The sequence below is a fragment of the Cellulosimicrobium sp. CUA-896 genome, assembly GCF_001942335.1.
Classification (GTDB): Bacteria; Actinomycetota; Actinomycetes; order Actinomycetales; family Cellulomonadaceae; genus Cellulosimicrobium.
Genome location: NZ_MKKH01000010.1, coordinates 70,131 through 82,443, shown reverse-complemented (window position 1 = coordinate 82,443; position 12,313 = coordinate 70,131). Strand labels below are relative to the sequence as shown.

The following is a 12,313-nucleotide window of genomic DNA, read 5'->3' as shown; positions in this document are numbered from 1 at the left end:
GACGTCCGGCGCACGGCGCGCGCCGCGGCGCGGGCCGGCCGCGTCGCGGCCCGGGTCGGTCGCGTCGCGGGGCGCGCGGTGTCCAAGGCGGTGCGCGTGCGGCGGCCGGGCGACCTCACCGACGTCGCCTGGCGCGTCTCGTGGTCGCTGGGCTGGCGCCTCACGCGGCCCGACCCGGACCTGCCCCGGGTGCGGCGGGACGTGCCCGGGTCGCTCCGGGCCGACGCGGCCCGGTGAGCGGTGGCCGCGACCGGGGCCGCACGACGGCGGTGGCGCGCGACGCGTGAGCGCCGCTCCGCGACGCGGACCGTCATGGCCGAGCACCGGGAGCTCATGGCGCGGGGCGTCTTCGTGGCCGGCACGGACGGCCTCTGGCGCCGCCTGGGCACGCCCCTGCCCGGCCACCTGCGTCGGACCCGGTCGACCGCGGCGTCCGCGCTCGTGCCCGTCGGGCGGGCCCGCGACGTGCTCGAGGACGCGGTCCGGCTCGCGCTGCACCTCGCGCCGCCCTGGCTGTGGGTGAACCGGTCGCGCGGAGCGTGCTCGGTGGCGACGTCCACGTTCGAGGGCGAGGTGCTCCTGCTCGCGCCGGGTGGGACCGTCGCCCGGACGATGCCCGCGCCGGGACCGGACTACGCCGAGCGACGGCGCCGGTACGCGCGGCACGTGCACACGCCGGGCTTCGCCCTCGAGGACGGGCTGCTCGTCGAGGACTTCGTCGAGGGCCGCCACTTCGACGAGCTCGGTCCGCGCAAGCAGGTGCGGACGCTGCGCAAGGTCGTCGCGGCCTACGCACGGCTCACCCGCGCGGAGGCCGTCGCCGACGGGCGCCCGCTCCTCGACGAGGCGGTCGAGCTGGTGGCGACGGCGCCCCGTCCCGTCTCGTTCCCACCCCTCGAGGACCTCCGCGCCGCCGCGGCGCACCCGTTCCCGCTCGTCCCCTCGGCGGCCGACCCGCAGGTGCGCAACGTCGTCGTCACCCGCCGCACGCGACCGGTCGTCATCGACCTGCCGTGATGATCCTCGCGCCGTACCTCGCGTTCCCCCTCGGCCTGCTCGTCTCCGCCGGCCCGTCCGCCCTGCGGGCCTACGGCGACGGCGCGTTCGACGCGGAGCTCGGACAGCTCCTCGTCGCCGCGGGCAGCCCGCTCGTCCCGACCGGCGCGACCCGCCGGACGCTGCTCGCGCTGTGGGCGGCCGTCACGACCCGCTACGAGGCGCGCCGGCTGGGCGTCACCGACGACCCGGAGCGCGTGGGCGTGCTCCTCGCCGAGTGCTGGGACGACGTCGGGTCGGCCGGCGGCGGACGACTCCTCGCCGAGTGCTGGGACGACGTCGGGTCCGCCGGCGGCGGACGACGCCGGGACGGACGAGGCCGGGGTGGACGAGGCCGGGGCGGCCGATCTCAGCGCGTGAGCCCGCGCGCACGGCTCGCGACCACGCGCAGCGGCGCGGCGGGCGCGAACCGGACGGCCCAGCCCGCCTCGGCCACCGCCGCGCCGGGGCGGCGGTCCGCGAGGGCGCCCCGGACGGCCCGGCCGGCGCTCCACCACGCGAACCGGTCGTTGGCGGCGAGCCGCTCGTCGTAGGCGACGACGACGTCGGTGCTCCCCGCCGCGAGCGCCGCGTCGCGGTGCCGGCGCAGGATCGTGCGGATGCTCGTCGCGAGGTCGCGGTGCGAGCGCGTCGTGTTCGTCGGGTGGTGCCGGTAGTCGACGAGGACGTCGTCGACGAACGCGAACGGGCCGAGGGCGGCGGCCCGGAGGACGAGGTCGAGGTCCTCACCCTGCCGGTACGCCGGGTCGAACCCGCCGACGGCGTCGAAGGCCGCGCGCCGGATCACGAGGTTGGGCAGCATGACGCCCGGGCCGCGCACGACGGCGGCCTGGTCGCGCGCGGGGCGCTGGTCGGCGGCGACGAGCTCGGCGCCGGCGGCGTCGATCGTGCGCATCCCGCAGTAGCTCACGACGGCGTCCGGGCGGGCGGTCATGACCGCGACGTGCCGCCGCAGCCGGTCCGGGTGCCAGCGGTCGTCGTCGTCGAGGAACGCCACGAGGTCGCCCGTGGTCGTCGCGACGCCCGCGTTGCGCGCGGCGGAGACGCCCGACGGCGGCCGGTGAACGAGCCGTGCGGCCGGCACCCCGGCGACGATCGCGCGCAGCGCCTCGGGCTCGGGCGACCCGTCGTCGACGACGACGAGCTCGGCCGCCGGGAGGGTCTGCGCGGCCACGGAGGCGAGCGCCTCGGCGAGGAACGGTCCGCCCCGGTTGGTCGCGACGACGACGGACACCCGCGGGCCCGGCGACCCGGCGCTCCCGGGCGCGACGCGGGCGTCGCTCGACTCGCTCATGGGGGCCTTCCGTCGCCGTCGGCCGCCCTCGGGCGGGCGGGGTGAAATCGGCGGAATCCTGCCGGATCCGCCGTGTCCTGGTGGACAATCTCCCACATGAGGGTCCTCCGCGTCTCGCACAGCGCCGTGGTCGACGCCTGGCGCGAGCGCGAGCGCGAGCTCCGCGCCGCGGGCGTCGACGTGCACCTGCTGTCCGCGCGCGCGTGGGACGAGGGCGGGGTGCCGGTGCGGCTCGTCCCCCGGCCCGGCGAGCCGGTGCGCGGGTTGCGGACGCTCGGCAGCCACCCGGCGCTGTTCGTCTACGACCCGCGGCCGCTGTGGCGGGCGCTCGGGCAGGACTGGGACGTGCTCGACGTGCACGAGGAGCCGTTCGCGCTCGCGACGGCCGAGATCCTGCTCCTGCGCCGCCTGCGCGCGCTGCTGTCGGGGCGCCAGGCCCCGCCGTACGTCCTGTACTCGGCGCAGAACCTGCGCAAGCGCTACCCGTGGCCCTTCCGGTGGTTCGAGGCGGCGGCGCTGCGCGGCGCCGCCGGGGTGTCGGTCTGCAACGCGGAGGCGGGCCGGATCGTGCGCGACAAGGGCGCGCGCGGCGAGGTCGCCGTCGTCCCCCTGGGCGTCGACCCGGCGGTCTTCTCGCCCCGTCCCCCGTCCTCCCCGGCGCCGGACGACGTCGCGGCGCCGTCCGGACCGTCGGGCCGCCTCCGCGTGGGGTACGCGGGGCGGTTGGCGCCGCACAAGGGCGTGGACGTCCTGCTCGACGCGGTGGCCGGCGACGACCGGCTCGACCTCGTGGTGGCCGGGGACGGCCCCGAGCGGGCGGCGCTCGAGACCGGGGCGCGCGTGCTCGGCGGCCGGGCCCGGTTCGCCGGCCCGCTCGACGGCGACGACCTCGTCGCGTTCTACCGCGCGCTCGACGTCCTCGCGGTGCCGTCGCGCGAGACCCCGGGCTGGGTCGAGCAGTTCGGCCGGGTCGCGGTCGAGGCCATGGCGTGCGGCGTGCCCGTCGTCGCGACGGCCACGGGAGCCCTCCCGGACGTCGTGGGCGACGCGGGGCTGCTCGTCCCGCCCGACGACCCGGACGCGCTGCGCGCGGCGCTCGTGCGCGTGCTCACCGAGGACGGCCTGGCGGACCGGCTGCGCGCGGACGGCGCGCGCCGGGCCGCGGCGTGCACCTGGTCGGCCGTGGCCGGGCAGTACCTCGAGCTCTACCGCGCCGCGGCTGGCGCCGCCCCCGGGCCCGCGAGCACCGCGGGGCGGACGGGCGCCGGGACCGGCCGCGCGGCACGGGCGCGCGGCGCGGCGGAACCGCCCGAGGTCGTCGTCGTGGCCTACGGCTCGCCCGCGATGGTGCGCGACGCGCTCGCCCCGCTCGCGGGCAAGTACCCGATCACGGTCGTCGACAACTCGTCGATGCCCGAGATCCGCGAGGTCACCGAGCTCGCGGGCGGCCGGTACCTCGACCCGGGGCGCAACGGCGGGTTCGCCGCCGGCGTGAACCACGCTCTCGCGCACCGGCAGGCCCCCGGCACCGACGTCCTCCTGCTCAACCCGGACGCGATCGTCTCGCCGGAGGACGTCGAGACGCTGCACGAGGCGCTGCGCGCCGACGCACGCGTGGCGAGCGTCGGTCCGCGGCAGGTCGACGACGACGGCGTGCCCGCCCGCGTCGTGTGGCCCTTCCCGTCCCCCGCCGCCACGTGGGTCGAGGCGGTCGGCCTCGCCCGCCTGCGCCGCACGCCCCGGGACCGGTCGTTCGTCATCGGCTCGGTGCTCCTGCTGGACGCGGACGCGCTCGAGGACGTCGGCGGGTTCGACGAGCGGTTCTTCCTCTACGCCGAGGAGACCGACTGGGCCTACCGGGCCGTGCGGCGCGGCTGGCGGCACGCCGAGGTGCCCGCCGCGCGCGCGACCCACCTCGGCGGTGCCACGAGCTCGGACCCGGCGCGGCGCGAGACGCACTTCCACGCCTCCCAGGAGCGGTACCTGCGCAAGCACCACGGTGCCCGGGGCTGGACGGCGGCACGTGCCGGCGCCGTCGCCGCGCCGCCGTGCGCGCGGTCGCCCTGCGCGGGCCGGCGCGGGAGCAGGCCGTCCGCCGCCTGCGCCTGTACCTCGTCGGGCCCGTGCGGGCCGAGAGCCTGCTGTGACCGCGCCGTCCTCACCGACCGCGCCGCCCTCACCGACCGCGGCGCCCTCACCGACCGCGTCGACCGCGCCGGCCTCAACGACCTCACGGCCCCGGCGGGTGCCGGGCGTCCGCCCGGTGCTGTACCGCGCCCCGCGCGCACCCGGGGCGACGGCGCGCCGCGTGCGCGGTGCCGCGGCCTGGGTCGCGGGCGGAGCGGTCGTCGTCGCGCTGCTCGGGGTCCTCGGGTTCGTCGTGCCCGAGCTCCAGCTCGCCGCCCTCGCGGGCGCGCTGCTCGTCCTCGTCGTCGGGCTCACCGCGTACGAGCCGGTCGCGCTGCCGATCCTCGCCATGCCGGCGCTCGTCGTGGTGCAGCGGGTCGGCGGTGGTGGCGTCGACCTGTCGCTGAGCGACTTCGCGCTCTTCGGCGCGTTCTGGTTCGCCCTGTTCTTCTCGCCGCGGCCGTTCTCGCCGCCGATGCGCGCGATGCTGTGGCTGTCGCTCGTCTACCAGGTCGCCACGCTGTTCACGGTGATCGTCAACCCGTTCACCGCGAACGTCGTCGAGTGGTTCCACGCCTGGCTCTCGGTCGCCGGCGCGCTCGTCCTCGGTTGGGCGGTGGGCCGCTCGGGCCGCGCGCGCCTCGGGCTCACGCTCTTCCTCGTCCCGTGCCTCGCGATCGCGGCCCAGACGTGCCTCGTGGCGCTCCAGCAGCTCGCGGCGGGCAACACCGGCCCCGTCTACATCGACGCGCCCCTCGCGATGCACAAAAACTTCATCGGCTGCGTGCTCGCCTTCGCCGCGCTCGTCGCGTACGCGCGGCCGTGGTGGGTGGGCTGGCCGCGCTGGTTCTCGCTCACGGCGTTCTGGGTGTGCACGCTCGGCGTGCTCGCGGCGCAGGCGCGCCAGGCGCTCGTCGGTCTCGCGATCGGCATCATGCTCATCACGCTGCGCGGAGACCCCGACCGCAAGCGCTCGAAGCTCATCCTGCTCGCCGCGATACCGGCCATCTACTTCGTCGTGCTCGCCGTCCAGGAGCAGCTCACCTCCGGGAACCAGTTCAACTCCGCCAACCAGCGCCTGACCTGGTATGCGGACTCGGTCGACGTGTGGCAGCGCAGCCCGTGGGTCGGCATGGGGCTGCGGTGGTGGACGGCGGGCGTGACCGAGTTCGTCTTCCAGCCGCCGAACGTCGAGCTCGAGGTGCTCACGTCGGCCGGGATCGTGGGGCTCGTCGGGTTCCTCGTGCTGTTCGTCGGCGGCATGGTGGTCCTGTGGCGCATCAACCCGCGGTTCGGCACGCTGGCGTTCGCGATGCTCATGATGCGCTTCGTCCAGGGCCAGTTCGACCTCTTCTGGGTCTCCGTGCAGGTCACGGTGCCGTTCGTCATCGTCGGGGTGTGCCTCGGCGCCGAGTCGTACGCGCAGGCGCGCCGGCGCGCCGCGAGACGGGAGCCCGCATGAGCTCGATCGACGACCTGCGCTCCGTGCAGGAGATGGTCGCCCGATGAGGATCGTGCAGATCGCGCCCGTGATCGCGCCGGGCAGCGGCGTGGGCGGCGTCGCGCACCACCTCGAGGAGGCCTTCGTCCGCGCCGGGGTCAGGACCGAGCGGTTCACGCTCGCCGAGGCCCGCGGCGCGTGGCTGCCCGAGCCCGGCGAGGGCCTGCGCGGCCGCCTCGCCCTGCTCGCCCGCGTCGTGTGGTTCTCCACCGTGGGCACCGCCCTCGCGCGCCGCCACCTCGCCGCGCGGCCCGACGCCGTGTCGATCTGCCACAACGACGTGCTCGCCGGCGACGTCTACGTCAACCACGGCATCCTGCGCGTCGCGATGCGGGCGCGGGGAGGCTACGCGTGGCGGATGGCGCGCAACCCGCTGCACCTGTTCACCGCCGCGCGCGACGCGCTGCGCTACCGGGGGCGCTACCACCGCGTCGTCGTCAACCTCACCGCGGCGGAGCGGGACGCGCTCCGGGCGACCTACCCGCGCCTGCGCGTGCCGACCGTCGTCGTCGGCAACGGCGTCGACGTCGACCGGTTCGCGCCCCCGTCCCCCGAGGAGCGGGCGGCCGCCCGCGCCGCGGCCGGGGTGCCCGACGGCGCCCCGCACGTCGTGTTCGTCGGGCACGAGTTCGACCGCAAGGGGCTCGGGCTGCTGCTCGCCGCCGCGGCCGGGGTGCCGGGCCTGCACGTGAGCGTCGTCGGCGGCACCCCGGACATGCTCGCGCCGGTCCGCGAGCAGGTCGCGCGCCTCGGCACCGCCGACCGGGTCCACCTCGCCGGACGGGTCCCCGACCCGCTGCCGTGGCTGCACGCCGCCGACGCCCTCGCGCTGCCCAGCGCGTACGAGGCGAACGCGCTCGTCGTGCTGGAGGCGCTCGCGTGCGGCGTGCCGGTCGTCGTGACCCCGGTGGGCTACGCGCCCGACGTCGTGGAGGACGGCCGCGAGGGCTGGCTCGTCGAGCGGACGGTCGAGGGGGTGCGGCGCGGCCTGCGGGCCGTCGCCGCGCTCGACGACGCCGGACGCGCAGCCGCCGGGAAGGCCGCGCGCGAGACGGCCGAGGGCCACGCCTGGGACGCCGTCGCCGCGCGGTACCTCGACCTCGCCGCGGCGCTCGCCGCGGACGGGACACCCGGCGCCGCGGGCGCCCCGAGGCCCTCGGAGGCGCCCCGGTGAGGATCCTGCACGCCGTGCGCTCGGACGGCTTCGCCGGCGTCGAGCGCCACGTCGCCCGCCTGGCGCGCGCCCAGTCCGCCGCCGGCCACGAGGTGGCCGTCCTGGGCGGCGACCCCGACGGGATGCGCGCGAGCGTCGACGACCCCGCCGTGCCGCTGCGCCCGGCCGCCACCACCGCGCAGGTCGCCGCGCTGCTGCGCCGCCACGGCCCGTCCGCCGACGTCGTGCACGTGCACATGACCGCTGCGGAGGTCGCCGCGGCCGTCGCCGCGCGCACCGTGCGCGGGTTCCCGCCCGTCGTCTCCACGCGCCACTTCGCCCGCCGGCGCGGGCACGGGCCGCGCGGCACGGTCGTCGCGGCGGTCGCGTCGTCGACCGTGCGGGAGCAGATCGCGATCAGCCGCTACGTCGCCGAGCACGTCGACGGTCCCAGCACGGTCGTCCCCGTCGGCGTCGAGCCGCGCCCGGACGGGCCGGCGGCCCGCGAGCGCGAGCGGGTCGTCCTCGCCGTGCAGCGGCTCGAGCCGGAGAAGCGCACGGACGTCGCGCTGGACGCGTTCGCGGCGTCGGGGCTCGCCGCCGACGGCTGGCGGCTCGAGCTCGCGGGCGACGGCTCTCAGCGGCCCGCGCTCGCGGCGCAGGCGGAGCGGCTCGGGATCGCCCGGGCGACGACGTTCCTCGGCACGCGCGACGACGTGGAGGCCCTGCTGGGCCGCGCGGCGCTCCTCGTGGCCACGTGCCCCGTGGAGGGCCTCGGGCTCAGCGTGCTCGAGGCGATGGCGAGCGGCCTCCCCGTCGTCGCCGCGGCCGCCGGGGGTCACCTCGAGACGCTCGACGGCACCGACCCGCTCACGCTGTTCCCCCCGGGCGACGCCGACGCCGCCGGGCACGCGCTCGCCGTGCTCGCCGGCGACCCCGACCGCCGGGACGCGAGCGCGGCGGCCGGGCTAGCGGCCCAGCGCGCGCGGTACACGCCCGCCGCTCAGGTGGCCGGGACGGACGCGGTCTACGCGCGGGTCCTCGGGTGAGCGCGGAGGGCGTCGTCGTCCTGTCGCTCGAGGCGTGGGACGACCTGTGGCGACGCAACCAGTACCTCGTGGCCGAGCTGTGCCGGGCCGACCCGGACCTGCGGGTGCTGTTCGTCGAGCCGGCCGCCGACCCGCTGCACCGGCTCAGCCGGCGGGCCCTCCCCCGGCCCGGCCGGGGGCTGCGCCCCGCGCCCGCCGTGCCCGGCGTCGCGCCCGGCCGGATCCAGCTCCACCAGCCGACGAAGTGGCTCCCCCGCCGCGTCGACCCGTCCGCCGACGACCGTCTCGCCCGCCGCGTCGTGCGCGCGACGGTGCGCGCCGGCCTGCGCCTCCCGGTGCTGTGGGTCAACGACCCGACGGGCGCGGCGGTGCTCGCGCGCACCGGCTGGCCCGCGCTGTACGACGTGACCGACGACTGGCTGGCCGCCGACCGCAGCCCCGCCGAGCACGAGCGGCTCGTCGCCGACGAGAGCGTGCTGCTCGACCGCTGCGCCGAGGTCACCGTCTGCTCGGCCGACCTCGTGCGCCGCAAGGGGGCGGCGCGGGACGTCACGCTCGTCACGAACGGCGTCGACCTCGACCGGTACCGCGCGGCGCACCCCCGGCCCGCCGACCTGCCCGGGGGCCGCGTGGCCCTCTACGTCGGCACGGCGCACCCCGACCGGTTCGACGTGCCGCTGCTCCTCGCGACGGCGCGCGCCCTGCGCGGGCGCGCGCGCGTCGTCGTCGTGGGCCCGGTCCTCGACGTGGGCCGCGAGGACCGCGACGCGCTCGCGCGCGAGGACGTGGTCCTGCTCGGCCCGCGCCCGTGGACCACGGTGCCCGCCTACCTGCGCCACGCCGACGTGCTGCTCGTGCCGCACCTCGTGAACGACTTCACGGAGAGCCTCGACCCGATCAAGCTCTACGAGTACCGCGCCGTGGGGCGCCCGGTCGTCGCGACGCCCGTCGCCGGGTTCCGGGACGAGCCCGCGTCCGCGTCGCCGGGGCGACGGCGTTCCCCGGGGCGGTCCTCGCCGCGCTCGACGCCGCACCCGCCCCCGAGCCGGGCGCCCTCACCGGCGCGCCGCCCGACGTGCCGACGTGGGAGGGACAGGCCGCGCTCATCGCCGCGGCGCTCGACCGGACACGTCGGTCCAGACGCCCGTGAGGACCTCGGCCGTGCGGGCGACGGGGAACCGGCGCCGGGCCGACGCGCGCGCCGGTCCGCGCGGGCGCGCGCCGCCTCGGGTTCCGTCAGCACGTCCCGGACCGCCGCGGCGATCGCGTCGACGTCGCCGGGTGCGACGAGGAGGCCGAGCGGCTCGCCGGTCTCGTCGGACTCGTCGGACTCGTCGGTGAGGATCTCCTCCACGCCCCCGGCGCGCGTCGCGACGACGGGCACGCCGCGCACCATGGCCTCCACGACGACCTGCCCGAACGGCTCGGGCACGGGCGAGGCATGCACGCACACAGCCGCGCGGTCGAGGTCCGCGCGCGTGTCGGGGACGAAGCCGACGAGGTCGACGGCGTCCTCGAGCCCCAGCGCGCTCACCTCCTCGCGCACGCGTCGCGCGTAGTCCTGCGCGCCGAACGCGGGCTCCCCGACGATCCGCAGCCGCGCGCCCGGGACCGCCGCGCGCACGGCCGGCATCGCCCGCACGACCTCGAGCTGCCCCTTCGTCGGGCTGAGCCGGCCCACCATGACCACGACCGGCGCACCGGTGCCGGGCCCGTCGCGGTCCGGCGCACCGCGGTCCGGCACACCGCGGTCCGGGACGGCGGCCGGCAGGTCCTGGGCCTGCTCGGGCGCGAACCCCGGGTACGCGACGCGGGCCCGCACCGGGAGCGTGGCCGCCGTCGCCCGGGAGTTGGCCACGACCGCGGCCGGCGCCACCCGCGCGAGGGCGCGCACGACGCGGACGAGGACCCCGGGCAGGTAGTCCGGCGCGATGCGGTCGTGCACGTGCCAGACGAGCGGGCGCCCGGCGGCCCGGGCGGCACGACGCCGAGCAGGTCGGCCTTGAGCGACGTCGTGTGCACGACGTCGGGCCGCAGGCGGCGCACGTGCCGCGACAGGCGCACGAGGAACGGCACGGTGCGCGCGGCCGCGACGAGCGTCCACGGCGAGAGCCGGCCGGCGCGCCGTCGGTCCGCGCCCGCCACCGCGCCCGGGAGCGGCAGCACGTCCACGCGGACGCCGACACCCTCGAGCCGCTCCCGCAGGGCCCGTCGGCGAACAGCACGGCGCGCACCTCGACATCGTCGCCGAGGGCCGCGCACGCGCGCACCAGCGCGAGCTCCGCACCACCCAGGTCGGCCGTGTGGTCGAGCACGAGGACGCGCAGCGGGCGGCTCGTCCGCGCGCTCACCAGCGGAACGGCCGCTTGCGGGGCGTGACCGCGTGCTCGGGGTCGTCCTCGTCCGGCGCGGCCGGCTCGACCTTGCTCCAGCTCGGCGAGAGCACCGCGCGACGCGCGTCCGCGGAGCCGTCCGCCGGCGCCGCGCGCTCGACGGCGACGGGCGCCGCGGCGACGCTCGCGCGCCGGGCGGACGCACCGCGCGACGTCGCGGTCGACCCGCCCTGCGCCGCGGGGCGCGCCTCGCGGCCTGCGTCCTGCCCGTCCGCCGCACCGGCGTCGGACCGCCTCCCCGCGGCGGCCTCGCGCGCGCGTCCGGGGTGTCGCCGCGCTCGTCCTCCGCGGCCCGGTGCCCGGCGCCCCGCCGCTGCTCGCCGCCGTCCTGCGGCCCGGCGTCCTGCGGCCCGGCACCCTGTGGCTCGGTGCCCTGCTCGACGGCGCCGGCGTGCTCGGCGTCCTCGGGAGCGACGTGGCCGTCCCCGTAGGTCGAGGCGTAGGTCATGCGGCGGTCGCCCTTGACGCCGGTCAGCGCGACGCCGAGGAGCGGGACGTTGCTCACGCGCAGGCGGTCGGTCGCGGCGACGAGCACCGCGCGGTCCGTGCGTCCGGCGGACGCGATGAGGACGACGCCGTTCGAGTACCCGCCGAGGATGGTCGCGTCGGCGGCGGCCAGCACGGGCGGCGCGTCGATCACGACGACCTCGGCGTGGTCGCGCAGGCTGCGCACGAGCTGGCGGGCGCGCGCCGTCGCGAGGAAGTCCGCCGGGTCCATCTCCTCCTCGGGCACCGGCATGACCCGCAGGTTCGGGACGGTGGTGGGCCGCAGCTCGTGCTCGTCGCCCTGCCAGGACTCGGTCGGCGGGAGCAGCGTGTCGAGCTGCGGGCGGCGGAGGTCGCCGGAGATGGCCACCGTCCGGCGGCCGCTGAGCGCGAACGACGCCGCGAGGTTCGCCGTGATGAACGCGCGCGGCGCGGACGGGTCGGCGGCCGTCACGACGACGACCGCGTGCTTGAGCCCGGCCGTCGAGACCTGGACGGCGGTGCGCAGCTCGCGGATCGACTCCGTGAAGGGGCTCGCGACCTTGCTCGCGACGGGCAGCGCGAGCGTGCGGGAGAACTCCTTCTCCGCCGGCCGCGCGCCGTAGAGCTCGGCGAGCACCGGGGTGTCGGTGAGGTGCGTCGACTCGGCGGCCGACCGCACGCGCACGTCGAGACCCCGCCGCCCGAACGCGAGCCCGACGCCGGCGAGCAGCCCGACGAGCACGGCGAGCGCCAGCACCGTCGGCGCGGACAGGCCCAGCGGCTCCGCGCCCGTCGCGGGCGCGACGACCTCGCCCGGGACCGCGATGCCGCGCAGCGTGTTGATCTCCACGGTGAGCGCCGAGTAGTCGTCGACGATGATGTCCTGCTCCGCGAGCGCCAGCGGGTCGTCCGTGTCGACGGCGAGGCGCTGGCGCACGGACCGCAGCTGCTCCGCGAGCGCCTGCCGCCGCGCGTCGAGCTCCTCCACCTGGGCGGCCTGGATCGCGACGAGGCGTGCGGCGTAGGCGTCGGCGAAGGCGTTCGCGACCTCGACGGAGCGCTCCGGGTCGGTCGTCGTCGCCTCGACGGCCATGGTGCTCGACTCGCCGTCGAACGACCCGTCGACCTCGTCGGCGACCGCGGCGGCCGAGTCCGGCTCGCCGAGCGCGGCGGCCGCGGCCTCCGCGACCTCCGGCGACGTCACGTCGTCCGCACCGGTGTCGATCGTCACCTGGACGAGCTCCTCGCCGCCCTGCGCGCTCTGGACGCCGT

7 protein-coding genes and 2 pseudogenes are annotated in these 12,313 nt (G+C 78.0%); 7 read left to right on the top strand and 2 right to left on the bottom strand.

Annotated elements, in window-relative coordinates:
* A partial coding sequence (locus tag BJF88_RS19465) for a hypothetical protein (protein WP_158068879.1) occupies window positions 1–237 on the top strand: 237 nt, incomplete at its 5' end.
* A gap of 75 nt (window positions 238–312) precedes the next feature.
* Window positions 313–1,017, top strand: a complete 705-nt coding sequence (locus BJF88_RS04545) for a hypothetical protein (RefSeq protein WP_139315915.1) — start codon at window positions 313–315, stop codon at window positions 1,015–1,017.
* Window positions 1,018–1,405: 388 nt separating this feature from the next.
* Here the strand turns inward: BJF88_RS04545 and BJF88_RS04540 are convergent, their stop codons facing one another.
* On the bottom strand, window positions 1,406–2,350 hold the full coding sequence (locus tag BJF88_RS04540) for a glycosyltransferase family A protein (protein WP_075827926.1): 945 nt from the start codon (window positions 2,348–2,350) through the stop codon (window positions 1,406–1,408).
* Window positions 2,351–2,446: 96 nt separating this feature from the next.
* On the opposite strand from BJF88_RS04540, the pseudogene BJF88_RS21235 reads away from it, so the two are divergent.
* The 5 genes and pseudogenes from BJF88_RS21235 to BJF88_RS23065 all read left to right on the top strand — a co-directional run.
* A pseudogene (locus BJF88_RS21235) lies at window positions 2,447–4,207 on the top strand (glycosyltransferase); the annotation flags it as partial.
* A gap of 406 nt (window positions 4,208–4,613) precedes the next feature.
* Window positions 4,614–5,939 carry an O-antigen ligase gene (locus BJF88_RS04520; RefSeq protein ID WP_139315914.1) on the top strand — a complete coding sequence of 442 codons (1,326 nt, stop codon included), beginning with the start codon at window positions 4,614–4,616 and terminating at the stop codon, window positions 5,937–5,939.
* Between the two features lie 43 nt (window positions 5,940–5,982).
* Entirely contained in the window at window positions 5,983–7,152 is a 1,170-nt protein-coding gene (locus BJF88_RS04515) for a glycosyltransferase (RefSeq protein WP_075827923.1), read from the top strand.
* Window positions 7,149–8,180 carry a glycosyltransferase family 4 protein gene (locus tag BJF88_RS04510; RefSeq protein ID WP_075827922.1) on the top strand — a complete coding sequence of 344 codons (1,032 nt, stop codon included), beginning with the start codon at window positions 7,149–7,151 and terminating at the stop codon, window positions 8,178–8,180. Before BJF88_RS04515 ends, BJF88_RS04510 begins: the two co-directional genes overlap by 4 nt.
* Window positions 8,177–9,085 (top strand): annotated as a pseudogene (locus tag BJF88_RS23065) (hypothetical protein); the annotation flags it as partial. The gene BJF88_RS04510 and the pseudogene BJF88_RS23065, both read left to right, overlap by 4 nt.
* Here BJF88_RS23065 and BJF88_RS23060 read toward each other — a convergent pair.
* On the bottom strand, window positions 9,085–10,422 hold the full coding sequence (locus tag BJF88_RS23060; RefSeq protein WP_369824483.1) for a glycosyltransferase: 1,338 nt from the start codon (window positions 10,420–10,422) through the stop codon (window positions 9,085–9,087). The pseudogene BJF88_RS23065 and the gene BJF88_RS23060 sit on opposite strands and share 1 nt — an antisense overlap.
* Between the last annotated feature and the right edge of the window lie 1,891 nt (window positions 10,423–12,313).